At 73.9% G+C, this 24,720-nt stretch carries 20 protein-coding genes, 1 tRNA gene and 1 pseudogene; 9 read left to right on the top strand and 13 right to left on the bottom strand.

Annotated elements, in window-relative coordinates; all coding sequences use genetic code 11:
• Nucleotides 1–2 precede the first annotated feature (2 nt).
• The 7 genes from OKX07_RS10955 to OKX07_RS10925 form a co-directional block, all read right to left on the bottom strand.
• Nucleotides 3–1,052 (bottom strand): Fic family protein, encoded by a 1,050-nt coding sequence (locus OKX07_RS10955; RefSeq protein WP_265628112.1) that lies wholly within the window; start codon nt 1,050–1,052, stop codon nt 3–5.
• Nucleotides 1,053–1,107: 55 nt separating this feature from the next.
• On the bottom strand, nt 1,108–4,503 hold the full coding sequence (locus tag OKX07_RS10950; RefSeq protein ID WP_265628111.1) for an ATP-binding protein: 3,396 nt from the start codon (nt 4,501–4,503) through the stop codon (nt 1,108–1,110).
• The gene (locus tag OKX07_RS10945; RefSeq protein ID WP_265628110.1) at nt 4,500–5,267 is read right to left on the bottom strand and encodes a DUF4194 domain-containing protein; all 768 of its coding nucleotides are present in this window, start codon (nt 5,265–5,267) and stop codon (nt 4,500–4,502) included. The genes OKX07_RS10950 and OKX07_RS10945 overlap by 4 nt, the downstream gene beginning before the upstream one ends.
• Nucleotides 5,260–6,732: a DUF3375 domain-containing protein gene (locus OKX07_RS10940; protein WP_265628109.1), complete on the bottom strand. Its 1,473-nt coding sequence runs from the start codon at nt 6,730–6,732 to the stop codon at nt 5,260–5,262. The genes OKX07_RS10945 and OKX07_RS10940 overlap by 8 nt, the downstream gene beginning before the upstream one ends.
• Before the next feature lie 155 nt (nt 6,733–6,887).
• A complete protein-coding gene (locus OKX07_RS10935) occupies nt 6,888–7,697 on the bottom strand; it encodes a hypothetical protein (RefSeq protein WP_265628108.1) in 810 nt (269 codons plus the stop codon).
• A 233-nt stretch (nt 7,698–7,930) separates the two neighbouring features.
• On the bottom strand, nt 7,931–8,740 hold the full coding sequence (locus OKX07_RS10930) for a hypothetical protein (protein ID WP_265628107.1): 810 nt from the start codon (nt 8,738–8,740) through the stop codon (nt 7,931–7,933).
• Nucleotides 8,741–9,021: 281 nt separating this feature from the next.
• Nucleotides 9,022–9,104, bottom strand: a tRNA-Leu gene (locus tag OKX07_RS10925).
• Between the two features lie 166 nt (nt 9,105–9,270).
• Here OKX07_RS10925 and OKX07_RS10920 point away from each other — a divergent pair.
• The 5 genes from OKX07_RS10920 (at nt 9,271) to OKX07_RS10900 (ending at nt 14,766) form a co-directional block, all read left to right on the top strand.
• A complete protein-coding gene (locus tag OKX07_RS10920; protein WP_416220876.1) occupies nt 9,271–10,506 on the top strand; it encodes an AI-2E family transporter in 1,236 nt (411 codons plus the stop codon).
• 27 nt (nt 10,507–10,533) lie between these two features.
• Nucleotides 10,534–11,481, top strand: coding sequence for a PaaX family transcriptional regulator C-terminal domain-containing protein (locus OKX07_RS10915; RefSeq protein ID WP_265628105.1), 948 nt, complete (start codon nt 10,534–10,536; stop codon nt 11,479–11,481).
• Between the two features lie 149 nt (nt 11,482–11,630).
• Nucleotides 11,631–12,920 (top strand): cellulose binding domain-containing protein, encoded by a 1,290-nt coding sequence (locus tag OKX07_RS10910; protein ID WP_265628104.1) that lies wholly within the window; start codon nt 11,631–11,633, stop codon nt 12,918–12,920.
• Nucleotides 12,921–13,007: 87 nt separating this feature from the next.
• Nucleotides 13,008–14,264: a DNA polymerase IV gene (dinB, locus tag OKX07_RS10905; protein WP_265628103.1), complete on the top strand. Its 1,257-nt coding sequence runs from the start codon at nt 13,008–13,010 to the stop codon at nt 14,262–14,264.
• A gap of 130 nt (nt 14,265–14,394) precedes the next feature.
• Nucleotides 14,395–14,766, top strand: a complete 372-nt coding sequence (locus OKX07_RS10900; RefSeq protein WP_265628102.1) for a helix-turn-helix domain-containing protein — start codon at nt 14,395–14,397, stop codon at nt 14,764–14,766.
• 34 nt (nt 14,767–14,800) lie between these two features.
• On the opposite strand, the gene OKX07_RS10895 is transcribed toward OKX07_RS10900, so the two are convergent.
• Nucleotides 14,801–15,394, bottom strand: a complete 594-nt coding sequence (locus tag OKX07_RS10895) for a ClpP family protease (protein ID WP_265628101.1) — start codon at nt 15,392–15,394, stop codon at nt 14,801–14,803.
• Nucleotides 15,391–16,020: a ClpP family protease gene (locus tag OKX07_RS10890; protein WP_265628100.1), complete on the bottom strand. Its 630-nt coding sequence runs from the start codon at nt 16,018–16,020 to the stop codon at nt 15,391–15,393. Before OKX07_RS10890 ends, OKX07_RS10895 begins: the two co-directional genes overlap by 4 nt.
• A 156-nt stretch (nt 16,021–16,176) precedes the next feature.
• Between OKX07_RS10890 and OKX07_RS10885 the strand changes: the two genes are divergently transcribed.
• Nucleotides 16,177–16,986 (top strand): alpha/beta fold hydrolase, encoded by an 810-nt coding sequence (locus OKX07_RS10885; RefSeq protein ID WP_265628099.1) that lies wholly within the window; start codon nt 16,177–16,179, stop codon nt 16,984–16,986.
• Nucleotides 16,987–17,268: 282 nt separating this feature from the next.
• On the opposite strand, the pseudogene OKX07_RS20415 reads toward OKX07_RS10885, so the two are convergent.
• From OKX07_RS20415 to OKX07_RS10865, 4 genes and pseudogenes are all read right to left on the bottom strand, one after another.
• Nucleotides 17,269–17,742 (bottom strand): annotated as a pseudogene (locus OKX07_RS20415) (metallophosphoesterase family protein); the annotation flags it as partial.
• Between the two features lie 81 nt (nt 17,743–17,823).
• Nucleotides 17,824–18,483, bottom strand: a complete 660-nt coding sequence (locus OKX07_RS10875; RefSeq protein WP_265628098.1) for an alpha/beta fold hydrolase — start codon at nt 18,481–18,483, stop codon at nt 17,824–17,826.
• A 195-nt stretch (nt 18,484–18,678) separates the two neighbouring features.
• Nucleotides 18,679–19,455: a fructosamine kinase family protein gene (locus OKX07_RS10870; protein ID WP_265628097.1), complete on the bottom strand. Its 777-nt coding sequence runs from the start codon at nt 19,453–19,455 to the stop codon at nt 18,679–18,681.
• 4 nt (nt 19,456–19,459) lie between these two features.
• Complete coding sequence (locus OKX07_RS10865; protein WP_265628096.1) at nt 19,460–19,900, bottom strand: Lrp/AsnC family transcriptional regulator; 441 nt, start codon at nt 19,898–19,900, stop codon at nt 19,460–19,462.
• 190 nt (nt 19,901–20,090) lie between these two features.
• On the opposite strand from OKX07_RS10865, the gene ald reads away from it, so the two are divergent.
• Genes ald through OKX07_RS10850 form a run of 3 tightly spaced genes read left to right on the top strand, consistent with a single transcriptional unit; the run spans nt 20,091 to nt 24,670 of the window.
• The gene (gene ald, locus OKX07_RS10860) at nt 20,091–21,224 is read left to right on the top strand and encodes an alanine dehydrogenase (protein ID WP_265628095.1); all 1,134 of its coding nucleotides are present in this window, start codon (nt 20,091–20,093) and stop codon (nt 21,222–21,224) included.
• A 33-nt stretch (nt 21,225–21,257) separates the two neighbouring features.
• The gene (locus OKX07_RS10855) at nt 21,258–23,351 is read left to right on the top strand and encodes a M3 family metallopeptidase (RefSeq protein WP_265628094.1); all 2,094 of its coding nucleotides are present in this window, start codon (nt 21,258–21,260) and stop codon (nt 23,349–23,351) included.
• Nucleotides 23,348–24,670, top strand: coding sequence for a M20/M25/M40 family metallo-hydrolase (locus tag OKX07_RS10850; protein ID WP_265628093.1), 1,323 nt, complete (start codon nt 23,348–23,350; stop codon nt 24,668–24,670). Before OKX07_RS10855 ends, OKX07_RS10850 begins: the two co-directional genes overlap by 4 nt.
• Nucleotides 24,671–24,720 lie beyond the last annotated feature (50 nt).

Raw genomic sequence — 24,720 nt, 5'->3', positions numbered from 1 at the left:
CGTCAGGTGAGCCGGCTCCAGGTCGCGGCGCGGCCGACGCCGTCGGGAGCGACGAGGCCCTCGGCCTTGAGCTGAGCGAGGACCAGGTGGATCGTCTGGTCGGAGACGTCGGGTGACGCGGCACGGATCTCGCTGATCCGGAACGTCGCGCGCGCGTCGTGCAGCACGTGGTCGCGGACCCGGTCCTGCTTGCTCCTGCCGCGACGGGCGTTCGCCGTCAGCGTGGCGAGCTGCGTGGAGCACCCCGCGAGGGCGTGGACCACGTACCGCAGCCACGGCCAGGGGTCGTGCCGTGCGACGTGCCAGTCGTGCGTCGCGTCCAGGAGCGCAGCGGCGTACGCCTCGGGGGAGTCCGCCATCGTCGTCTCCAGCGCGACGTACCGCGTGACGCCGTACCCGGCGTCGAGCAGCAGGGCGTTCGTCAGCGCGCGGGCGATGCGGCCGTTGCCGTCGACGAACGGGTGGATCGCCAGGAGGTCCAGCACGAACAGCCCGGCCAGGAGGACGGGGTGGTGACGTCCGGCGTCCTGGGCGCGGCGGTACCGCGCGACGAGCTCGTCGAGGTAGGCGGGCGTGGCGGCGACGGGCACCGGGGTGAACCGCTTGACGCGCGCCGCGTCCGACGCCTGTCCGACGACGACGTTCTCGACCTGCCTGAGCCGTCCTCCCGGTGTCGTCGTGTGCTGGAAGAGCAGCCGGTGCAGATGCAGGACCAGGTCGACGTCCAGCGGGCGCCCCTGCTCCTCGTCCAGGTGGTCGACCACCGCGCGGTAGCCGGCGAGCTCCTGCTCGTCGCGGCCGCGCAGCCGCTCGGCTCGGCCGGCGATGATCCGCGCCGCGCGGGCCGTGTCGTCGACGACGACGCCGTCGAGCGCCGACGACGCCTCGATGCGCGCGGCCCTCGCACGCTCAGCGAGGCCGGCCAGCAGGGTCGGCACCACGCCGTGGTCCAGTGCCTCGCCGCCGCGACCCGTGTCGATCGTCCGCAGTCCGGTGACGACACCGGACGGGACGGATCCGACGAGGCGATCGAGGTCCACGAACGACTGCACCGAAACCCCCTAAGAAACCCGCCAAACCACCCAACATGAAGCCAGGATGGCATGTTCAGGAGGAACTCGGTGCGATCTCCTCCGCGACACCCGCGACCGGCTTGGTCCGGGACCGGCCCGCCGTGTCCTTGAGCACCACGTACTTCAGGTCGACGTGCGGCTCGAGCGCGCTGAACTTGTCGTTGGGTGCGCCGATGACGAGCTGGAAGCCCAGGCCGCGCCACGCGCCGACGGCACGTCCGGTGAACCGCGCGTCGGCCTTGATGAGGGCCTCGTCGAGGAACACGGGCGCGTACCGGGGCCGCGCGGCGCCTGCGTCGCCGAGCTGGTAGCGCAGCGCCGCGCCGACGATGAACGCCACGAGCTCCTGCGACTCACCGCCGGACTTCTCCCCGATGTGGTCGTACAGGGCGACGTGCTCGCCGTCGCGGTCGACCTTCTCGGCCGACAGCCGGACGTGGCGCCGCACGTCCACGAGGTCCGCGAAGTCGGGGGAGGTGCGCCGGATGCGGTCGATGACCTTGGCCATGCGGTGGTAGCGGCGCTCGCGCTCGGCGTCCGTCGCCTCGGTCGACAGCACCTCGCGGAGGTCGCGCAGCTCCTTGCGGAACCGCGCGACGACGGTCGACTGCGTGTCGCGGGCGTCGATGCGCAACCGGTGGTCGTCGTCCGCGAAGGGCAGGTCCGCGAGGATGTCGTTGACCGGACGGATGCGCTCCTTGATCTCCCGCACCGACCGTGACAGCGCGCTGTGCAGGTCCGCCAGGTCGTTGCCGGACAGCCGCAGCAGGCTCCTGCGCCAGTCCGCCTCCAGCTCGTGCAGGCCGTGCGCCTCGAGCTCGGCGAGGATGCGGGCGTAGTCGCCGTACGACGCGTCCGGGTCGGTGCCCAGGTTCGGGTCCGGCCAGCGCTCGACGAACGTCTCGAACGTGCGCCGCAGCGCCTCGCGTGCCGTCGCGACGGTCTGCTGCGCGCTCTGCCGGTCGGCGCGCAGCAGGTCCGCGGCGCGCGCGACGATCCCGTCGAACGCCGCCAGGGCCGCCGCCGGGTCGTCGGCCGCGGTCCGGTCGTCGACACGCGGGCCGTCCGGCTCGACCCCGACCAGGACCCGCGCCAGGTAGGCGCGCTGCTCGGGGTCCAGGCGCGTGCCGGCGTCCTGCGCGGCATCGAGCGCCGCCTGCGCGGCATCGACGTCGTCCGTCGTGCCCGACCACCGCTCGCCCAGGTCGACCGCGCTGCCCTTGGTGCGGCCGAGCTGCTCGGTGAGGTCCTGGATCTGGGTCTCCAGCTCCGTCGCCCGCTGCTGCAGGCGCACGACGTCCGGGTTGCCGGACGTGACCTCGCCGACGAGCCGCTCCCAGCGGTCGCGCTCGGCCTCGACGGCGGCGACGTCCACCTGGTCCCACGTGAGCTCGACCAGCGCCGCGGACGCGCGCAGGGTCGCGTCGTGCTGGTCCCAGGCCGCCTCGGCGGCGTCGACGCGCGCGCCCGCGTCGGCCAGCCGCGCCTCGGCGCGTGCGACCTGCTGGTCCAGGTCGGCCAGGCGTCGCGTGTTCGTGAAGCCCAGGACGTTGGGCTTGCCCTGCCCGCCGTGCGCGCCGCGACGCCCCTCGGACACCTGCCCCGAGCGCGTCAGCGCCTTCGCGTGCTGCGCCAGCTCGCCCGTGGTGTCGACGCACACGTACGCGAACCGGGACGCGAGCTCGCCCTTGAGCCACCCGGTGAACGGGCCCTGGCGGTAGTCCAGCCGGCCGGGCAGCGTGCGACCGTCGAGGCCGACGTCGTCGCGCATGCCCGTCGGGACGCCCTCGAAGCGCAGGCGGCGGCTCGTGCGGACCGTGTCGATCGCCCGGCGGAACGCCTGCAGGTGCGCGACGTCGATGAGCATGAGCGTCGCGAACCCGCCGAGCGCCAGGTTGAACGCGTCGCGCCACGGCTCGTGCTCGGTGCGGACCTCGACCAGCTCGGCGACGAACGGCAGGTCGTCCGGCGTCAGTCCCGCGACCTGCGCCAGCGCGGCGCGCGTCGCGTGCAGGTCACCCGGCACGTTGTCGTGCCGGTGCTGGGCGTCGGCCTGGTCGCGCCGCAGCACGGCCAGGTCCACCGACGCCTCCTTGCGCTCCGACATCGCGTCGAGCAGCGCCTGCCGCGCGCTCGCCTTCGCGTCGGTGTCCGCCAGCGCGTGCCGCGCGCGGGCGACCAGGTCCGTGAACTCGTCCTGCGACGTCACGGACGTGCCGAGCGTCGAGGTCAGCACCTCGTCGAGCCGCACCCGGGCGCGGCTCACCTCCTCCAGGCGGGCCGCGACGCCCCGCAGCTCGCGCTGCGCCGTGGCGAGCCGGTCACCGCCCGACGCCCACAGCGTCTCCTTGACGCCGTCGAGCTCCACGCGGGCCGCCGTGACGCGCGCGGAGGTCTCGGCAGCCACCCGCTGCGCCTCGCGGTGCCGGCGCTGCAGGTCCGCCTCGACGTCCCGCAGCAGCACCAGCCGGCGCTCGTGGCGCCACAGCGCCGCCGGTGACGTGCCGTCGTCGAAGCCGCCGACGGCGTCGACGACGCGCAGGCGGGCCGCCGCCTCCTCGATCGCGGCACGGTGCTCCCGGATCGGCTCGAGCGCCTTGACCTGCTGGCGCGCGGTGATCATCTGCTCGCGGGTGCCGGTGAGCTTGTCGAACTGCTCGACCACGGCGTCGGCGGTGACGAACGTGTCGGGGTCCTCCAGCACCATCGCCTTGTACAGCGCGTCCACCGTGGTGATCTGCTGGCCGGCCTGGATGCGGCCCAGCAGGGCGACCGCCTTGGCGCCGTCGCCGGACGCGCCGATCCCCAGCGTCGAGTGCAGGCGCGCCGTGAACTCCCGGTCGGTGTCGAAGCACGTCAGGCCCGTGGCCGCGACGGCCCCGCGTGCGAGGCGCTGCGTGGCGGCCGGTTCGAGGTCGCGCAGGTCGAAGGGCGTGTCGCACGTCGCGCGCACCGCGGTGACGTCCTCGAGCGTGCGCGCCGCCGACGGCACGTACCAGGCACGGACGCCGGTGAACGACGTGCCGGCCTGGTCGACCCACGTCATCGCGATGGCCGACCAGGTGTCCTTGCCGTCCCCGCGCAGCACGCGCTGGCGGGTGCCGTCCTGCGTCCGGGACTCGTCGACCTTGCCGCGTGCGTAGGACAGGATGTTGCGCTGGTCCTTGCCGCGGGGACGCCCGACGACGCCGCCGTTCGACGCCCCGTTGAACGGCGTGGTGTGCGGCATGAGCAGCGCGATGTACGCGTCCATGAGCGTGGACTTGCCGGACCCCGACCCGCCCGACAGCAGCGTCGCGGTCGAGGCCAGGCGCACCCGGTGGTGGCCGTCGTACCCGCCCCAGTTGACGAGCTGCAGGTCCAGCGCGACCCACTGCTGACCCGTCGACGCCGCGGGGATCAGCCCGAACAGCGTGTCGACCATCGTCATCGCGCAGCCTCCTCGTCGTCGGACGCCTCGTCGTGCGTCTCGTCGGACGCCTCGTCGTGCGCGTCGTCCTCGTCGGGCCCGTCGGCCGGGCCCGCGTCGTCGGTGACGCCGTGCCGCGCGCGCAGCCAGTCGCGCAGCTCACCGAGCCGTTCGGTGCTCAGCACGATCTCGACCAGCGGGGTCACCCGGTAGCGGCCCTCGGACTCCTCCTCGATCACCCCGTCCTTCGCCAGGCGGGTCACCGCGGTGCGGATCTCCCGCTGGTGCGTCGCGACGTTCGTGTCGTCGGGGTCGAAGTACGTCAGCGCGGTCGCCTCGAGCTCCTCGACGTCCACGCGTGCCGACGTCTGCCCGGCGCCACGTTCCCGCTGGAACACCGTGCGCAGGTGGACCAGCACGAGCGTCTCGGCGCGCGTGTACGGCTCGTCCCGCAGCAGCACCGGCACGTCGAGCTCCGCCGACCGGACCTGCCGCTTGTAGGCGATCCCGCGGTCGTGGTCGACGACGAGGTGCACGAACAGGTCGTGCAGCCGCGACTCGATCACCTGCTGGTTCTCCAGCAGCGTGCGCCACTGGGCGCCGTGACGCTCGGCCAGCAGGAACCGGCGCTGCAGCAGGCGCACCAGCACGCGGCGCACGTCGGCGTCGAGCGTCCCGGTGTCCCCGGCGAACAGCTCGGCGGGGTCGTCCTCCATCGCGACCGGCGCGATGAAGCCCGGGTCGGTCGCCTCGGCGTCGTCGCGCACGACGTCGGTCTCAGTCATCGCCCTCGTCCTTCGTCCTCGTGGTCGTCGCGCCGAACGCGAACCGGCGGCGTGAGCCGTCCGGCCGGACCGCGTCGACGAACGTGAGCTCGTCGCTCTCCGTCATGCCGCGCTGGTGCGCGATCTCCAGCAGGCCCAGCAGGTCCACCGGGCGTCGTAGCCCGGCCGGCGCGGCACGGAACGCCGCGGCCAGGTCGACAGCGGCCGCACCGGCACCGAACACCCGCAGGTGCGCGTCGAGGTCCGCGTAGTGCGGGCCGCCCCAGGCGCGCGCGTCGGCGTCGGACACGTCGGGGTCGTCGTCCCACGCCGCGAGGGCGTCCGGGGGCTGCGGTGGCTGCAGGTCCCCGGGGGTTCGACGCAGGTGCTCGACCTCCGCGACGGGCAGCCGGCGCAGGGGCTCCACGGCGTGCCACCGCCGCGAGCCCGGGAGCCACGCCTGCAGCCCCGTCATGACGTCGCGCAGCAGCTCGTCGACCTGCCGGTCGCGGAGCGGGTCGTGGTGGCGCACCTGCCCGGTGATGACGTACGACGCCTCCCGCTGGGCCGCGAACACCTGGTCCAGGCCCTGCTCGATGCGCCGCACGACCTCGCGCAGCTCGGAGCGCTGCGCGCCGGGCAGCCGGGCCGCGAACCGGTGACGCAGCACCGTGTCCAGCTGCTCCGCCAGCTCGTCGAGCCGCTGCGGGTCGCCGAGCAACCGCAGCGCACCGGCGAACGCGCGTCCCTCCGGGGTGGCGTCCATGACCTGCTCGCCACGGTGCAGGTACTCGCGCAGCACGTCGCCGGTCGGGCGCGCGTCCTGTCGCAGGGCCGTCACGACGTCGCGTTGCATCGCCTTGATCGACTCCGCCACGCGCGCGAAGTCGGCGGGCAGCTCGCGGACCAGGTGCAGGACGTTCTCGGCCTCCTCGAGGAGCTCCTCGTCGTCGACCTCGTCGATCTGCCCGGTGCGTTCGAGGCGCGCGATCTCCGCCTGCAGCCGGCGCACCTCGGTGTCGAGGCGTGCGACGCGCACCATGACGTCGGGGTCCGCGTCCAGCGCGAGGCGCTCGACGGCCTCCAGCAGCGTGCGGACGCGCGACTGCGAGACCCGCGCACGCGCACCGCCGGCACGCCCGGCGACCTCCAGCGCGCCGACCGCGTGCGCCGAGAGGCGGTAGACCTCGACGTCGTCGTCGACCACCTGCCGCACCAGCCAGCCCGCGTCCGCCCACTGCCGGCACAGGTCGCGTGCTCCGCCCACCGGGAGGTCGTCCCCGTAGCCCGCCGCGCGCAGCTGGTCGAGCGCGTCGCCGACCTCGGTGTGCGCGTCGGCGACCGGGACGCGGGGACGCTCGGCGGTGAACACGAGCGACAGCAGCGCGACCACCAGGGGTGCGTGCCGCTTGTGCAGCAGGTCGAGCATCGGGTTCTGGAACGCCCGGACGGCGCCCAGGTACGCCCCTTCGGCACGAGTGATCATCGCGGGACAGCGTAGGTGCCCCGGCGGCGTCGGCCGGACCCGGACGCGCGGAGCAGCCGGGTGGTGTGCGCGGGCGTGGTGAGGGCCCCCGGCACCGTGCCGGGGGCCCTCACGTCACTCGTCGAGGACGGGCGTCCTCGCGGTCGGTCGACCGGTCAGAAGGAGACGCTCCCGGTCCGGGTGTACGTCGTGTAGGTGTTGCCCGGGTAGAACGTGCCGCTGGTCACCTTCACGCTCGCTCCCGTGAGGGGAGAGCCCGACGTGAGGTTGCCGGTGAACGTCTGGCAGCTCTGGTTGCTCACGTAGTGGCTGGCGCTGGCGCCGCCCGCGGTGATCAGCAGGGAGGTGGTCGCGTAGGAGTTCCGGCCGCACAGGGTCACGGAGTAGCTGGCGGTCGTGGTGCCGCGTGTCCCGGAGATGCTGCCGGTGGCCTGGCCCAGCGCCACGGTGTTGTTGTAACCGCCGGTCACCGAGACGGAGACGGGCCGGGTGACAGGCGTCGCCGGCGTCGGCGTGGGCGTCGGCGTGGAGTTGACCGTCACCGTCTGGTCGCGCGTGTACGTCGTGTAGGTGTTGCCGGGGTAGAACGTCCCGCTGGTGACGGTCGCCTTCGCCTGGGTGAACGCGGAGCCCGAGGTCAGGTTGCCGGTGAACGTCTGGCAGCTCTGGTTGCTCACGTAGTGGCTCGCGCTGGCGCCGCCCGCGGTGATCTGGAGGGACGTGGTCGCGTAGGAGTTCCGGCCGCACAGGGTCAGGGAGTACGAGGCCGTCGTGCTGCTCGTCCCGGTGATGGTCCCGGTGGCGGTGCCGAGTGCGACGCTGTTGTTGTAGCCGCCGGTGACGGCGATGTCGATCGTCGCCGTCGCCGCCGCGGCGCCGGTGGCAGGGATCGCCACTCCTCCTGCCACGATCAGGGCTGCGGCCAGCAGGACGCGCGCGGGGCGCAGGGAAAGGGTTCTCGTCATGGTGCTCTCCAGACGTCGGTGTCGGTGATCTCCGGCCTGTGGATCACAGCAGAGCGACCTCGACGGAGTACACCGGAGATTTCCGGCGATATCTCTGGTATGCGCACCAGGGCAATGAATTGGACAGACGTCCGACAAAAGGCGTCGCGAACGCCACCCGGCTGCTGCCGGGCGACGTCCGCGACGTCACGACCACCATCCGGTGGCAGGTGGTCGCTGAACCGATGGACCGATCAGAAGTAGACGGTCCTGGACTTCGTGTACGTCGTGTACGTGTTGCCCGGGTAGAAGGTCGAGCCGGAGGCGACGACGGTCGCGGTGGTGAACCCGTAGGTCGACGTCAGGGTGCCGGTGAACGTCTGGCAGTTCTGGTAGTTCACGGCATGCGTGGCGGTGGCGTTCCCTGCCGTGATCTTGACGCTCGCGCTCGGGTAGGTGCTCTGGCCGCACAGGCTCACCGAGTAGGTCGCCGTCGTGCCGCCCGCCGCGGCCGTGATGGTGCCGGTGGCCGTGCCCAGCGGCACCGAGCCGTTGGACCCGCCCGTCACCGCCGCGGTGAAGGACCGGGTGACGGGGGACGAGGTCGGCGGGTCGGTCGGGGGCGCGGGAAAGGACGTCGGCTGGCTCTTCGAGTACGTCGTGTACGTGTTGCCGGGGTAGAACGTCGCCCCCGTGATCGTGACGTTCGACGAGGTGATCCCGTAGCTCGACGTCAGGGTGCCGGCGAAGGTCTGGCAGTTCGAGTAGCTCACGCTGTGCGAGGCGGTGGCGCTGCCCGCGGTGATCGTCAGGCTCGCGTTCGGGTAGGTGCTCTGGCCGCACAGGGTGATCGAGTACGACGCCGTGGTGCTGCCCCCGGTGGCGGTGATCGTGCCGTTGGCCGTGCCGAGCGCGATGCTGTTGTTGTACCCCCCGGTGACGGCCAGGGAGATCGTTGCGGTGGCCGCGTGCGCGCCGGACGCGGGCAGCGCCACGGCCCCGGCGGTGAGAAGAGCCGCGGCCAGCAGGACGCGCATCGGGCGGTGGGAGCGGGTTCTCGTCATGGTGTCTCCTGACGTCGTTGTCGGAAGTGTCCGTCTCTGGATCACAGCAGAGCGACGTGGGGAAGTACACGGGTGATTTCCGAGGGTTCTTCTGGTATATGTACGACTTTCGCGGAAATGGACAGCCGCCCAACATCGCAGGCGGTACCGCCGGCGCCGATCACACCCAGACGTCGTCTCGGATGCTCCGGACGAGGACGGGGGACAGGGCCGTGGGACCACGAAGGCCCCCGGCCTGCGTCTCCGCAGACCGAGGGCCTCATGGTCGCTGTCTCAACGAGTGTCCGGAGGGGGACTTGAACCCCCACGCCCTTTCGGGCACTAGCACCTCAAGCTAGCGCGTCTGCCATTCCGCCACCCGGACTCAGGTGGGCGTCGCACGGTCCTGGAGGACCCTTCGGCGCGGCAGAGAACATACCACGGCAGACGTGCCGACCTCGCATCGGCCCGTCGCCGCGCACGCGCCTGACCAGGGGGGCAGACTGCACCTGACGATGCCACCACGGCGAGGAGGTCGGAGCATGGCCGACATGTCGGACGCGCGTTCCGCGGCTGGGGTGAGCGCTGCCGCGCGCCGCGTCGCAGGTGGCCGGCGCAACCCGGCGGTGGTCGGGCGCGACGACACGGCGCCCCGGTGGCTGCGCCGATCGGCCGGCGTCTCGTGGCGGTTGCTCGTCGTGCTGGCGGCCGTGGTCGTCGTCTTCTACGCCACGTCGCAGGTCACGTTGGTGTTCGTCGCGTTGTTCCTCGCGCTCGTCTTCACGGCCGTGCTGCGCCCGCTGGTCGAGGTCCTGGACAAGGTCATGCCGCGCGGCATCGCGACGGCGGCGTCCCTGCTCGGCGGGATCCTGTTCTTCCTCGGCATGCTCACCTACGTCGGCTACTCGATCGCGACGCAGTGGAACGACCTCAGCGTCCAGTTCGCGTCGGGCATCCGGCAGATCACCGACTTCCTGGAGAGCGGCGCGCTGCCGTTCACGATCACGAGCGAGCAGATCGCCGAGTGGATCGACAACGGGCTGCAGTGGGTGCAGGAGCACGCGGGCACGCTCGCCGGCCAGGCCGCGGCGAGCGCAGGGTCCGTGGCCATCGCGTTCACGGCGCTGGCCCTGGCGGTCTTCTGCTCGGTCTTCTTCCTGGCGCGGGGCGACCAGATCTGGACGTGGTTCCTCAACCAGCTCCCGGCGCGCTCGCGGGCGACGTGGCAGACCGCCGGCGACGCCGGCTGGTACACCTTCTCGGGGTACACGCGAGGCACCGTCCTCATCGCGTTGGCCGACGGCGTCCTGGCCTTCCTGCTCCTCACGGTCCTGGGGGTGCCGCTCGCTGCGCCCCTGGCGGTGCTGGTGCTCATCGGCGCCTTCATCCCGCTGATCGGCGCACCCGCCGCCATGGTCGTCGCGATGATCGTGGCGCTCGCCGCCAACGGCCTGTGGTCCGCGGTGTTCGTCGGTGTGGGGATCGCGCTCATCGGGCAGCTCGAGGGCCACATCCTGCAGCCGTTGATCATGGGCAAGCAGGTCTCCCTGCACCCCATCGTCGTCGCCCTGGCCGTCACGGCGGGCACGCTGACCGCCGGCATCCTCGGGGCGGTGATCTCGGTGCCGCTCGTCGCGGTCGCCTGGGCCGTCTTCGCCCGGCTGCGCACGCTCGACCCCCCGATGGAGGAGCTGGACGCCGCGGACGACGAGGCGGAGCCGACTGCGGACGACGACGACGAGCAGGCCGACGTGCGCGCGTCCGCCGGCGACCGCGACGCGGGGTGATCCGCGAGCACGGCTAGGTTGACCCCCGTGGAGAGGCATGCCGCGGGGGACGAGGTCGACGCGCCGCGGGTGCAGTCGGGCCCCAACCCGCAGCACCTGCTCACGACCGTCCTCGGTGAGTACCTCGACTCCGCCGACGCCGAGCTGCCGTCGGCGGCCGTGGTCGCGGCGCTGCACGAGTTCGGGATCAGCCCGGGGAGTGCACGTGCGGCGCTGTCCCGGTTGGTGCGGCGCGGACTGGTCGCGGTGCGCCGGGAGGGCCGGACGCCGCTCTACCACGTGACGGCCTCGGCGATCGCGCGGCACCGGTCGACCATGCACCGCTTCCTCGCGTTCGGTGCGGTCCCGCGGACGTGGGACGGCGAGTGGCTCGTGGTCTCGTACTCCCTGCCCGAGTCGCGCCAGGCCCAGCGGCACGCGCTGCGCAAGGTGCTCGGCGGGCTCGGGTTCGCGCGGTTGTACGACAGCGTCTGGATCAACCCGGACCCCGACCCGGACCCGGTCCGCGCGGCCCTCGACGGCCTGCTCGCGGGCGTCCCGGGCGCCCGGTGGTCGGTCATGCACTCCAGGTTCGAGGGCGCGACGGGCCCGGGCGGCCCCGCGGCGGCGTACGACCTCGCGAGCCTGGCGTCCGCCTACCGCGCGTTCGTCGCCGAGCACGCGGCGCTGCTGGCCGCGGTGCGGGCCGGGGCGGTGGGCCCGGCGCACGCGCTCGTCGCCCGCGCCACGCTGATGGACGCGTGGCGACGGTTCAGCGTGGTGGACCCCGACCTGCCGGACGAGCTGCTGCCGACGCCGTGGCCCCGGGCGGAGGCACGCGCGACGTTCCTGGAGGTCCACTCCGCGCTCGGACCGCTCGCGCAGGAGCGGCTGGTCGAGCTGATGTCGCCGTCGTGGCCGCAGGCCGCAGCGTGGGTGACGCACTACGTGGCCGCCGAAGACCCGAGCGCACCACCGCTCGGCGGGCGACGCTGACATTGGCAGGCAGGCAGGCGAGCAGCGGAAACGATTCGTACCGGTCGCGCTCGTGGCGAGACGCTGGACATGTGTCGTGACTGCAGCGACGGTGAGTGTGCACACGCACGACCGTCCCGCGCAGCCGCGCACCACCCGGAGGTAGCCCCATGAGACGACGCACCCTCACCCGCGCCGCGCTGGTCGCGGCGGTGTCCGTCGGCGCGCTCGTCGGCGCAGCCGTGCTGACGCCCGCGACCGCGGCGCCCGGCGGCTCCGGCCCGAACCCGGCGGACTACGAGACGTCCAGCGCGCTGCCGAACCACACGATCTACCGGCCCGCGAACCTCCCCACGGCGCGGATGCCGATCGTCGTGTGGAGCAACGGGGCCTGCTCGGCGAACGGCACGTCGGCCGTGAACTTCCTCAAGGAGATCGCCTCGCACGGGTTCCTCGTGATCTCCAACGGCCGCCCCAACGGCTCCGGGTCGTCCACGTCGGCGTGGCTGACGCAGGCCATCGACTGGGCGGTCGCCGAGAACGGCCGCGGGCAGAGCGCGTTCTACAACCGGCTCGACACGAGCAAGATCGGCGTCGCCGGCTTCTCCTGCGGCGGGGTCGAGGCGTACGCCGTCTCCGGCGACCCGCGCGTCACCACGACGGGGATCTTCAGCAGCGGCCTGCTCAACGACGCCGACGACTACCAGCTGCGGCGGCTCGACCACCCCATCGTCTACGTGATCGGCGGGCCGAGCGACATCGCGTACCCGAACGCCATCGACGACTGGGGCAAGCTGCCCGCGGGCCTGCCCGCGTTCATGGGCAACCTCAACGTCGGCCACGGCGGCACGTACCACGAGACCAACGGCGGTGAGTTCGGGCGCGTGGCGCAGCAGTGGTTCCGGTGGCAGCTCAAGGGCGACACGCAGGCCGGGCGGACGTTCGTCGGGCAGAACTGTGGCCTGTGCGGCACGCAGTGGACCGTGCAGCAGAAGAACCTCACGCTCGGCGTCGACCCGACGCCCACCCCGACGCCGACGCCCACCCCGACGCCGACCCCGACGCCCACCCCGACGCCGACGCCGACGCCGACGCCGACGCCCACCCCGACGCCGACGCCGACGCCCACCCCGACGCCCACACCGACCCCGACGTCGGGCACGTCCGCCTGCACCGCGACCTACCAGGTCGCCAGCCAGTGGGGTGAGGGCTTCGTCGCCAACGTCACCGTCGCCGCGAGGTCGTCGGTCAACGGCTGGGTCGTGCGACTGACGCTGCCGGGCGGTGCGGCGGTGACCAACACGTGGAGCAGCGTGCGGACCGGCTCGGCCACCAGCGGCACCGTCACCCTCGGCAACGCCCCGTGGAACGGCAGCATCGCGGCCGGGCAGAGCACGAGCTTCGGGTTCCAGGGCACCGGCAACGGCGGGGGCGCGACCGTGTCGTGCGAGGCCGCCTGACACCCGACGGGCCACGAGGGGACGACGCGCCGAGCAGGGGCCGGCGCGTCGTTCCCTTCGTACACGTGTTCGAGTAGCCTCGGGTGCATGTCCGGTGCGACGATCCTGCACGCCGACCTCGACGCGTTCTACGCGTCGGTCGAGCAGCTGCTGGACCCCCGCCTGCGCGGGCGTCCCATCGCCGTCGGCGGCAGCGCTCGCGGCGGGGTCGTGCTCGCGGCGTCGTACGAGGCCAAGGCGTACGGCGTCGCCGGAGGGATGCCCGGCTGGCGTGCTGCGCGGCTGTGTCCCTCGCTGCAGTTCGTCCCCGGGCGGTTCCGTGAGTACCAGCCGCTCGCCGACAGGGTCATGGACATCCTCGGCGACGTGACGCCCGCGGTGGAGCGGATCTCGATCGACGAGGCGTTCCTCGACGTCGCGGGCTCCACCCACCTGTTCGGCCCGCCCGCGCGGATCGCCGCGCTGCTGCGGCAGCGCGTGCGGGACGAGATCGGGCTGCCGATCTCGGTGGGCGCGGCGCGGACCAAGCACCTGGCGAAGATCGCGTCGCAGGTCGCCAAGCCCGACGGCATGGTCGTCGTGGAGCCCGAGCGGGAGCGCGAGTTCCTCGACCCGCTGCCCGTGGGGCTGATGTGGGGCATCGGGCCGGTCGCCCGTGCGCGGCTCGCCGAGCGTGGCATCACGACGATCGGGGAGCTCGCGCGCACGCCGTCGGGTGCCGTCGAGCAGGTCCTGGGCCGCGCGGTCGGCGCCCGGATGTCCGCGCTCGCGCACAACGAGGACCCCCGCCGCGTCTCCGGTGCCGGGCGTGCCCGGTCCGTCGGGGCGCAGTCCGCGCTCGGTCGGCAGGCCGTGACGCGTGAGCTCGTGCGCGAGGTCCTCAGCCAGCTCGCCGACCGCGTGGCGGGGCGGCTCCGCGCCAAGGACCGTGCCGGGCGCACCGTCACCGTGCGCGTGCGGTTCCCCGGCATGCGGTCGGTGACGCGCTCGCTGACGCTGCCCGGACCCGTCGCGACGACGCTCACGCTCACCGAGGTCGCCGAGCAGCTGGTCTGGCAGGCGATCCGCGAGCAGGCGCAGCCCGAGCCGGAGGTCACGCTGCTCGCGGTCCAGGTCTCCGGGCTGGTGCAGCAGTCCACGCTGCAGCTCGAGCTGCCGCTCCTCACGGACGACCCGCGCCGCCCCGGGTCGGCACCCGGCGCCGCGCGGTGGGCCGTCGACCGCTCGGTCGACGCCGTGCGTGCCCGCTTCGGGTCCGGAGCGGTCGGGTACCTGCCGACGGCGATGCCACGCGTGCGCACCGTGCCCGACGAGTTCCGGGAGCTCGCCGAGCACGACCTGTGACCCGACGCCCCGGTCGCGGGCAGGTCACCCGGGGGGTGCGGGGTTTCGCGACACCTCGGGCGCGCGTCGCCCGTTCTGCTGTCGGCGGATCGCCTCCCGCGCGGCCCTGCGCCGTCGATAGGTTCGGGTCATGGAGCACGAGGTCGTCCCGCTGGTCCCCGTGCGCCGCCCGTCCGCCTGGCGGCGCACCATCGGTGCGCTGCTGCGGGCCGCGCGCGAGGAGCGCGGGCTGCGCCTCGTCGACGTCGCGGTCCGGGCGCGCCTGTCGCCCCAGTACCTCTCCGAGGTCGAGCGCGGGCTCAAGGAGCCGTCCTCCGAGGTGCTCGCCGCCCTCACCGACGCCCTCGGGCTCACCCTGGTGGACCTCGCCCAGGGCCTCGTCGACGCGCTCGACGCGCCCGCTACCCGCCGAGGACAGGTCGTGCGCTCGCTCTCCTCACGCCCCGGTCACGGACGGGCGCCGGCCGGCGCGCCGCGGACGGGCACGCTGCTCGCCGCCTGAGTGGCCGCGCCGGCGCCCGCCCGGCCCGACCCGCTCAGCGTCCGCGCGACGTCACCACGTGGTCCGCGATGCCGTACGCCACCGCCTGCTCGGCGGTGAGGACGAGGTCGCGGTCGGTGTCGTGCCGCAGCGTCGCGACGTCCTTGCCGGTGTGCCGGGCGAGCACCTCCTCGAGCTGGGCGCGCACCCGCACGACCTCGTCGGCCGCCAGGATCAGGTCCGGGATCGTGCCCTCGCCGCGCGTCGTGGGCTGGTGCAGCACGACGCGACCGTGCGCGAGGATCGCCCGGCGCCCGGCGGCCCCGCCCGCGAGCAGCACCGCGGCGTCCGCCGCGGCCTGGCCCACGCACGTCGTCTCGACGGCCGGGCGCACGTACTGCATCGCGTCGTAGACGGCGAGCATCGCCGACGTCGACCCGCCGGGCGAGTTCACGTACAGCTGGATCGGCAGGTCCGGGTTGTCGGCCTCGAGGTGCAGCAGCTGCGCGACCAGCACGTTGGCGACGCCGTCGTCGATCGGGGTGCCCAGGTACACGATCCGTTCCGACAGCAGCCGGCTGAACACGTCCACCGAGCGCTCGACGTTGCCGCGCCGCTCGACGACGTTCGGCACCAGGTAGCCGCTCATGCGCCGAACCCCGCCGCACCGCTGCCCACGACCGTGCGTCGCGTGCCCGCCGGCCGCACGTCCGTCAGGCCCGTCGCGATCGCGTCGACGAACCCGTACTCCAGCGCCTCGGCCGCCGTGAACCAGCGGTCACGCAACGAGTCCTCCCGCACGCGCGCGACGTCCTGCCCGGTGTGCTGCGCGATGAGGCCCAGCACCGTGTCGCGGGTGTGCCGGAGCTCGTCGGCCTGCAGCTCGACGTCCACCGCGGTGCCGCCGATGCCCGCCGATCCCTGGTGCAGCAGGACGCGCGCGTGCGGCAGCGCGTACCGCTTGCCCGGCGTCCCGGCCGACAGCAGGAACTGCCCGGCGCTCGCGGCCATGCCGACGGCGACGGTGCGCACGTCGTTGGGGATCAGCCGCATGACGTCGTGGATCGCCAGCATCGCGGGGACCGACCCACCGGGCGAGCTGATCCACAGCGTGATGTCGGCGTGGGGGTCCTCCGTGGCCAGCAGGAAGAGCTGCGCCGCCAGGCGGTGGCCGGTGTGCTCGTCGAGCGCCGTGCTCAGCACGACGATGCGTTCGTGCGCGAGCCGGGTCAGCAGCTCGTCGTCGGAGGGTCGGGTTGGTGCCTGTGTGCTCATGCGTCCACCCTGCGCCGCCGCGGACCCGTCGCGGGGGCCGCGCTGCCCAGGGCGGATCTGCCCTGGGCGGCACGGGGGGCGGCACGGGGTGCGGCGTGAGCGGGTGGCGTGGCGTCGTCGGGTCGGCGCAGCACGCAGGACCTAGGCTCGGTGACCGTGAGCACCAGCGCGGCGGGCACCCTGAGCAGCACGACCGTGGGGGAGTCCGGTGCCCCGGTCGTCTTCCTGCACGGGCTGTTCGGGCAAGGGCGCAACTTCGCGCAGATCGCCAAGGCGCTGGCGCCCGAGTACCGGTCCCTGCTGCTGGACCTGCCGGACCACGGCCGCTCGGCGTGGACCGACCGGTTCGACTACACGACGACCGCGGACCTCGTCGCCGACCACCTGCGTGCCGGGGCCGCCGCCGACGGACCCGTGCACGTCGTCGGGCACTCGATGGGCGGCAAGGTCGCGATGGTCCTCGCGCTGCGGCACCCGGAGCTCGTCGGGCGGCTGGTGGTCGCGGACATCGCCCCGGCCGCAGGCGGCTCGGTGGGCGAGTTCGCGCACCTGCTGGACAGCCTCGCGGCCGTCGACCTGACGACGCTGGCCCGTCGCGGCGAGGCCGACGAGCGGCTCGCGGCGCGCATCCCCGACGCCCGGGTGCGCGGCTTCCTGCTGCAGAACCTGCGCGCCGACGGCGACGGCGGCTTCCGCTGGCAGGCCAACCTCGACCTGCTGCGTCGCGACCTGGCGGCGGTCGGTGGCTTCCCCGACGTCGGCGAGGCCACGTTCGACCACCCGGTGCTGTGGGTGGCGGGCGACAGGTCCGACTACGTGCGCCCCGAGCACGACCCGGCGATGCGCCGCCTGTTCCCGCGCACGACGCTCGTGACGCTCAAGGGCGCCGGGCACTGGGTGCACTCCGAGCAGCCGGAGGCGTTCGTCTCGGCGCTCCGCACGTTCCTCGGCGCGGACGGTCGCTGAGCCGGCCACGCCCGCCGGCGACGCCCGCCCGTCAGACGTCGTCCGCGCGCAGCCCTCGCTCGGCGTGCAGTCCGCGGTAGATCGCCGTGCGCAGCTCGATCGCGTAGGCCTCGCGGTGCGGCATCCGCAGGTCGCGGCCACGGCGATCTCCGCCTCCACGTCGTACGGCACGCGGACGATCTGCAGCGAGAACGGAGCGCGTGGGTCCCCGCCGGGCTCGCCCTCGAGCACCACGTACGACGCGGTCGGCTCGTCGAGCGGGTTGCCGACGCTGCCGACGTTGAACAGCGTGCGACCCTCGAACGTCTCGACGTAGGCGTCGTGCACGTCGCCGTAGCCGACCATGGTCGGAGGTGGGCCGTCACCGGTCAGCTCGGTCGTGGCGAACATGCCCGCGAACTCCTGCGGGGTGTGGTGGAAGTGCACGCGCACGTGGACGCTGCCAGCCGAGGCGTGCAGCAGCCGGATCCGGCGCCCGCTGAGCTCGAGGTGGTGCACGAGCGGCAGCCCGAGCAGCCACGCGCGGTCGTCCGGCGTCAGCTCCTCGTACCACCACGTCAGCGCCTCGTCGCGCACGGTCTGCGGCCGCGGCAGGAAGTCGTCCCAGTTGCCGCGCACGGTCAGGGTGCAGCGCTCACGGCTGCGCGCGACGGCCGCCGAGCCGCGCGGCCCCTTGCCGACCACGTCGCCCAGGTTCAGCACCGTGCCGATGCCGCGGGCGTCGACGTCCCGCAGCACCGCGTCGAAGGCCGTCATGTTGCCGTGCACGTCCGACAGCACCGCGATCCGCTCCACGCCCGGCTCCTTCCGGCGCCCGGCGAGGGTAGCGGCGCGGACTCAGACGCGCGACAGGCGGTGCGCGTGCCCGTGGGTGTGCGCGGCGAGCTCGTGCAGCGCGTCGAGCAGGACGCGGTTGAACGCCGCCGGCGCGTGCGAGTTCACGTCGTGCCCGGCCCGCGGCACGACGGTCAGGCGCACCCCCGGCAGGGCACGCAGGTAGCGCCGCTCGTCGAGCCGCAGGGGATCGCGCTGCCCGTTGACCAGCCACACCGGCAGCAGCAGGCGACGCAGGTCCCGCAGGGGGGAGTACCCGGCCATGGCCGAGAGCATGTCCGACACGACGTGCCACGAGCCCTGGCCGAGGCCGAACCACCGCGTCACGTGGTGCGACGCGCGGCGGTACAGCGACAGGGGCTTGCCGCGGATCTCGGTCGAGCAGCCCGCCAGCACGACGCCTGCGATGCGGTCCTCGTGCCGGCCGGCGTACGCGAGGGCCGTGTACCCGCCGAGGGACAGGCCCACGAGCAGCGGGGGCTCGCTGCACGACGCGACGGCGCCGTCGATGGCCGCCAGCGCGCCGTCGAGCGTGAACCGCTCGTGGGCGCGTGAGCCGTGGCCCGGCAGGTCGATCGCCACCGTCGGGTGCCCGCTGCGGCGCATCGCCTCGACCTGGGCGTCCCAGATCGCCGACGACGTGCGCGTCCCGTGCACGAGCACGATGGGCCTGGCGATGGGTGACCTCCGGGGGCGGTGGTGCAGTGCGGTCCACCGTGATTGTCGGCACACGGGGGGTGGTTCTGCAGCGTGACGAGAGGTTAACTCGCGGACCTGGGCGGACGACCAGGGCCCGGCAGGCCCACACCAAGCCCTCACAGGACCTGGCCACGGCCCGCCGGCCGCGGTCGGACGGGGTCAGGCGTCGACCGCCGCGTGGAGCAGCCGACGCGTCTGCGCGACGTAGCCGCCGCCGAACAGCAGCGCGTGCACCGCGACCGGGTAGAACTGGTGCAGCCCCACCCGGTGCTGCCACCCACGTCGCAGAGGGTGCACCGCGGCGTACGCCTCGAGGACGTCGTGCAGGTGCGGCAGGCCGAACAGCGCGAGCATCGCCAGGTCGGTCTCGCGGTGCCCGCCGTGCGCCGCCGGGTCGGTCAGCGTGGCGCCGTCGGCCGTCCACACGACGTTGCCCTGCCACAGGTCGCCGTGCAGGCGGGCGGGCGGCTCGTCGTCGTCCCACCGGCCGGAGCGCAGCCGTCCCACCAGCCGGTCGACGGCGTCGTCGTCCGCGGACGTCGTGAGCCCGGCCGCGCGCAGGGCCGTCGCGACGGGGGAGATCCGGCAGTCCGCCAGGAACGCGCCCCACGTGTCGTACCGGCCCGCCGCCAGGGTCAGGGGGGCGTCGAGAGGCCCGAACCAGCCGTCGCCCGGCCAGCCGTCGGGCGGGGCGCCGAACGCAGGCGCGCCCGCGTCGTGCGTGCGGGCCAACGCCGCGCCGAACGCGCGGGCGGCCGCGACGTCCGGAGGGACGGGGTGCAGCCGGACGAGGTCGAGGTGGTCGTCCCCGACGTCGAGCACCTCGACGACGGGCGCACCCCCGGCGGCAGCGAGCCAGCGCAGCCCCGCGGCCTCGCACGCGAAGAAGCCCGCGGGTGCGTTCGTCCGGGCCTTGCGGTGCACCGCGCCGGCCACAGGGTCAGCCCGCCGTCGTCGGTGCGTGCAGGTGCTCGAACACCAGGCTCGTCTGGGTGTGCGCGACCTCGGGCCGGGTGCTCAGGTGCTCGACTACGAACGCGCGCAGCGCACGCGAGTCGTGCACGGCGACGTGCACGAGCACGTCGTCCGACCCGCCCAGCAGGTACACGTCGCGCACCTCGGGGCGTCCCGCGAGCTCGCGGGCGAACGCCCCGAGCTGCCGACGCGCCCCCGCCTGCAGCCGCACCGCGCAGATCGCCTGCAGGCCGCGACCGACCGCCTCGGGGTCGACGACCGCGTGGAAGCCGCGCAGCACGCCGCGCGTGCGCAGCGCCGCGACCCGCGCGTGGCACGTCGAGGGCGCGACCCCCACCAGCGCGGCGAGGTCCTTGTTGGAGATGCGGCCGTCCCGCTCGAGCTCGCGCAGCAGAGCGCGGTCCACGTCGTCGAGATCGCCGAACGCGCTTCGGCTCGCGAGGGGGGCGGGAGCGCGAGAGGACGAACGATCGACGGACATCGCCCCACGCTACCGAACAACATCCCGTCGTCATGCGCTCGCAACACACGAACTTCACACTCAGAAGTGACCGGCACCACACCACCGCCCGACGTCCGGACAGGAGCACCCCGCCATGCAGGTCGGCATCCCGCGCGAGACCAAGAACCGCGAGTACCGCGTCGCCCTCACCCCCGCGGGCGCGCAGCACCTCGTCGCCGCCGGGCACGAGGTGATCGTCGAGACCGGTGCGGGCCACGGCTCCGCGATCGACGACGACGACTACCGCGCGGCGGGCGCCAGCATCGTCCCCACCGCCGCCGACGCGTGGTCGGCCCCGCTCGTGTGCAAGGTCAAGGAGCCGGTCGCCGCCGAGTACGCCTACCTGCGCGAGGGCCTCACGCTGTTCACCTACCTGCACCTCGCCGCGGACCGCCCCGCCACCGACGCCCTGCTCGCCGCCGGCACCACGTCGATCGCGTACGAGACGGTGCGCCACACCGACGGGTCCCTGCCGCTGCTCGCCCCCATGAGCGAGGTCGCCGGACGGCTCGCCACGCAGGTCGGCGCCTACCACCTCATGCGCAACGAAGGCGGCCGCGGGGTCCTGCTCGGCGGTGTGCCCGGCGTCGACGGCGCCAAGGTCGTCGTGCTCGGCGGTGGCGTCGTCGGCACGCACGCCGCCCAGATCGCCGTCGGCATGCGCGCCGACGTCACCGTCCTCGACGTCTCCCTGCCGCGCCTGCGCGAGCTCGACGACCTGTTCGCCGGTCGGGTGCGCACCGTCGCGTCGTCCACGTGGGCCGTCGAGCGCGAGCTGCTCGACGCCGACCTCGTCATCGGCGCCGTCCTGCTGCCCGGGGCCCTCGCACCGCGGCTCGTCAGCAACGACCTGGTCGCCCGCATGCGGCAGGGGTCGGTCCTCGTCGACGTCGCCGTCGACCAGGGAGGGTGCTTCGAGGACACCCGCCCCACGACGCACGACGAGCCCACGTTCCGCGTGCACGGCTCGGTGCTCTACTGCGTCGCCAACATGCCCGGCGCCGTCCCGGTGACCTCGACGCGCGCCCTCACCAACGTCACGGTGCCCTACCTGGCGGCGCTCGCGGCCCTCGGGTGGCAGGCCGCGCTGAGCGCCGACCCCGCGCTCGCGGGCGGCCTGACGACGCACGACGGGCGGCTGCTCAACGAGGCGGTCGCGCAGGCCCACGGGTACGCCTGGACGTCGCCCCGGGACGTGCTCGCGGGGCCGACCGGCGCCGTCCGCTGACGTCGCGGCGTCCGAGTCTGTGACGATGGGCGCATGACCTCCGACGCCGCCGTGCTCGACCCCACCAACCCCTTCGCCCGTGCGTCCGACCTGCCCTACGGGCTCCCCGGGTTCCGGGGGCTGCGCGACGAGCACTTCCTGCCCGCGATCCGGGCGGGGATGGCCGAGGAGCGGGCCGAGGTCGAGGCGATCGCGACCGACCCGGCCGAGCCCACGGTCGAGAACACGCTCGAGGCGCTGCAGCGCTCGGGACGGCTGCTGTCGCGGGCGGTGTCCGCGTTCTACGTGCAGGCGGGGGCCGACTCGACGCCCGCGCTGCAGGCGATCGAGGAGGAGGTTGCGCCGCTGCTGGCCGCGCACTCCGACGCGATCTGGCTCGATGCGCGCCTGCACGCGCGCGTCGAGGCGCTCGCGGCGCGCGTCGAGGCCGACGGGACGGCGCTCGCACCCGACACCGCGTGGCTGCTGCACCGCACGCGCACCCGGTTCGCGCGTGCCGGCGTCGGCCTGGCACCGGCCGACCAGGAGCGGCTGCGCGCGATCAACTCCGAGATCACGTCGCTCGACGCGACCTTCGGGCGGCTGCTGCTCGCCGCGACCACCGCGGCGGCCGTGCTGGTGACGGACGAGACCGAGCTCGACGGCCTGCCCGAGGACGCGCGCGCCGCCGCCGCTGCGGCCGCGACCGCCGCCGGGCACGAGGGTGCGTGGCTGCTGAAGCTGCAGCTGCCGACGCAGCAGTCGGTGCTGTCGCTGCTGCGCGACCGCGGGCTGCGCGAGCGGATCATGACGGCCGCCCTGACGCGCGGCGCGGCCGGGGACGAGAACGACACCCGCGCGACCCTGCTCGGGCTGGTGCGCCTGCGCGCCGAGCGCGCCCAGCTGCTCGGCTTCGAGCACCACGCCGCGTACGTCGCGGCCGACGCGACCGCAGGCTCGGCGCGGGCGGTCGAGGAGATGCTGGGCCGGTTGGCGCCCGCGGCCGTCGCGAACGCGCGTGCCGAGGCCGCCGACCTCGAGCGGGCGCTGCAGGCCGACCACCCGGGCGCCGGGCTCGAGCCGTGGGACTGGTCGTACTACGCCGGTCGGGTCCAGCAGGAGCGGCGCTCGATGGACGAGTCGGCCCTGCGTCCCTACCTCGAGCTCGAGCGCGTCCTGGCCGACGGTGTCTTCCACGCCGCGAACCGGCTCTACGGCCTGACGTTCGCCGAGCGGCACGACCTCGTCGGGTACCACCCCGACGTGCGCGTGTTCGAGGTCTTCGACACCGACGGCAGCGGCCTGGGCCTGTTCCTCGGCGACTGGTGGACGCGCCCGGCCAAGCGCGGCGGGGCCTGGATGAACTCGCTCGTGCACCAGTCCACGCTGCTCGGCGAGGCGCCCGTCGTCGTCAACAACCTCAACATCCCGCAGCCGCCGCCGGGGCAGCCGACGCTGCTGACGTGGGACGAGGTCATCACCCTGTTCCACGAGTTCGGTCACGCCCTGCACGGGCTGCTGTCGAACGTGCGCTACCCGTCGCAGTCGGGGACGAGCGTGCCCCGCGACTTCGTGGAGTACCCGTCGCAGGTCAACGAGATGTGGGCGTGGGACCCCGACGTCCTGCGCTCGTTCGCCGTGCACCACGAGACCGGCGAGCCGATGCCCCAGGAGTGGGCGGCGACCCTGCTGGCGGCGCGCCAGGACGGCGAGGGCTTCGCCACCACGGAGTACCTGGCCGCGGCGCTGCTCGACCAGGCCTGGTACCGGCTCGCGCCGCAGGACGTTCCGGCCGACCCGGACGAGGTCGAGGCCTTCGAGGCACGGGCTCTGCGCGACGCCGGGGTGGACCTGCGCACGGTCCCGCCGCGGTACCGCACCACGTACTTCAACCACGTCTTCGGGTCGGGCTACTCCGCCGGGTACTACGCCTACATCTGGTCGGAGGTGCTCGACGCCGACACCGTGGAGTGGTTCGCCGAGAACGGCGGCCTGCGCCGCGAGAACGGCGACACCTTCCGCACCCGGCTGCTGGCCCGCGGCGGGTCCATCGACCCGTTGCAGGCGTTCGCCGACCTGCGCGGGCGTGCGCCGCGCATCGAGCCCCTGCTGGCGCGTCGCGGCCTGCTCGGGGCGGCAGCCCGATGACGGGCGCGACGCACTCGACGGCCGAGGACGAGGTCGTCGACCTCTGCCGCGACCTCATCCGCATCGACACCACCAACCCGGGCGACGGCACGGGACCGGGGGAGCGGGAGGCCGCCGAGTACGTCGTCGGCCTGCTGCAGGACGTCGGGCTCGAGCCCGAGCTGTTCGAGAGCGCACCCGGGCGGGCCAACGTGGTCGTGCGCCTCGAGGGCGTCGACCCCACGCGGCCCGCGCTCGTCGTGCACGGGCACCTCGATGTCGTGCCCGCGCACGCCCCGGACTGGTCCGTGGACCCGTTCGCGGCCGAGCTGCGGGACGGCCTGATCTGGGGCCGCGGCGCGGTCGACATGAAGGACATGGACGCGATGGTGCTTGCCGTCGTCCGGCAGATGGTCCGCGAGGGGCGCCGGCCCGCGCGCGACGTCGTGCTCGCGATGTTCGCCGACGAGGAGGCCGGTGGCCGCCTCGGTGCGCACTGGGCCGTCGAGCACCGCCCCGAGCTGTTCGCGGGCGCGACCGAGGCGGTCAGCGAGGTCGGCGGCTTCTCCGTCGACGTCGCCGGGCAGCGCGTGTACCTGCTGCAGACGGCCGAGAAGGGGCTGGCGTGGCTGCGGCTCGTTGCCGAGGGACGCGCCGGTCACGGCAGCCAGGTCAACGCCGACAACGCCGTGACGCACCTCGCGGCGGCGGTCGCGCGCCTCGGCGCGCACGCCTGGCCGCTGCAGATCACCCCGACCGTGCACGCGCTGCTGCAGGGCGTCGCCGACCTCACGGGCCTGACCTACGACCCGGAGGACCCTGCGGGCGTCGACTCCCTGGTCGACGCGCTCGGACCGGCCTCCCGGTTCGTCGGGGCGACGCTGCGCCACTCGACCAACCCCACCCGGCTCGACGCCGGCTACAAGGAGAACGTCATCCCCGGCAGCGCCACCGCCTCGGTCGACGGGCGCTTCCTGCCCGGGCTGTCCGCCGAGTTCGACGCGACGGTCGCGGACCTCGTCGGGCCGCACGTGCGAGTCGAGGACCTCGTGCGCGACACCGGCCTCGAGGCGCCGTTCTCGGGTGGGCTCGTCGACGCGATGGTCGCGGCCGTGGTCGCGGAGGACCCGGGCGCCCACGTCCTGCCGTACATGCTCTCCGGCGGCACCGACAACAAGTCCCTGTCCCTCCTGGGGATCACCGGGTACGGCTTCGCGCCGCTGCGGCTGCCTGCCGACCTGGACTTCGCAGGCATGTTCCACGGCGTCGACGAGCGCGTGCCGGTCGACGCGCTGCGCTTCGGCACCCGCGTCCTGGACCGGCTCCTGACGACCTGCTGAGCCCGGGAGGGCCCGGCCATCGCGCCCGGCCGCTGCGCCCGGCCCTCCCG

Origin of the sequence: Cellulomonas sp. S1-8, assembly GCF_026184235.1 — a bacterium.
Lineage (GTDB): Bacteria > Actinomycetota > Actinomycetes > Actinomycetales > Cellulomonadaceae > Cellulomonas.
Note: the sequence above shows the minus strand (reverse complement) of the source record. Positions and strands in the feature narration are given on the sequence as shown.

What these genes read in the sequence shown, in the direction of transcription:
- OKX07_RS10950 (WP_265628111.1), bottom strand. Translation starts at nt 4,503, where the DNA reads ATGACGATGGTCGACACGCTGTTCGGGCTGATCCCCGCGGCGTCGACG.
- OKX07_RS10945 (WP_265628110.1), bottom strand. Translation starts at nt 5,267, where the DNA reads ATGACTGAGACCGACGTCGTGCGCGACGACGCCGAGGCGACCGACCCG.
- OKX07_RS10940 (WP_265628109.1), bottom strand. Translation starts at nt 6,732, where the DNA reads ATGATCACTCGTGCCGAAGGGGCGTACCTGGGCGCCGTCCGGGCGTTC.
- OKX07_RS10935 (WP_265628108.1), bottom strand. Translation starts at nt 7,697, where the DNA reads ATGACGAGAACCCTTTCCCTGCGCCCCGCGCGCGTCCTGCTGGCCGCA.
- OKX07_RS10930 (WP_265628107.1), bottom strand. Translation starts at nt 8,740, where the DNA reads ATGACGAGAACCCGCTCCCACCGCCCGATGCGCGTCCTGCTGGCCGCG.
- OKX07_RS10920 (WP_416220876.1), top strand. Translation starts at nt 9,271, where the DNA reads ATGTCGGACGCGCGTTCCGCGGCTGGGGTGAGCGCTGCCGCGCGCCGC.
- OKX07_RS10910 (WP_265628104.1), top strand. Translation starts at nt 11,631, where the DNA reads ATGAGACGACGCACCCTCACCCGCGCCGCGCTGGTCGCGGCGGTGTCC.
- dinB (WP_265628103.1), top strand. Translation starts at nt 13,008, where the DNA reads ATGTCCGGTGCGACGATCCTGCACGCCGACCTCGACGCGTTCTACGCG.
- OKX07_RS10900 (WP_265628102.1), top strand. Translation starts at nt 14,395, where the DNA reads ATGGAGCACGAGGTCGTCCCGCTGGTCCCCGTGCGCCGCCCGTCCGCC.
- OKX07_RS10895 (WP_265628101.1), bottom strand. Translation starts at nt 15,394, where the DNA reads ATGAGCGGCTACCTGGTGCCGAACGTCGTCGAGCGGCGCGGCAACGTC.
- OKX07_RS10890 (WP_265628100.1), bottom strand. Translation starts at nt 16,020, where the DNA reads ATGAGCACACAGGCACCAACCCGACCCTCCGACGACGAGCTGCTGACC.
- ald (WP_265628095.1), top strand. Translation starts at nt 20,091, where the DNA reads ATGCAGGTCGGCATCCCGCGCGAGACCAAGAACCGCGAGTACCGCGTC.
- OKX07_RS10855 (WP_265628094.1), top strand. Translation starts at nt 21,258, where the DNA reads ATGACCTCCGACGCCGCCGTGCTCGACCCCACCAACCCCTTCGCCCGT.
- OKX07_RS10850 (WP_265628093.1), top strand. Translation starts at nt 23,348, where the DNA reads ATGACGGGCGCGACGCACTCGACGGCCGAGGACGAGGTCGTCGACCTC.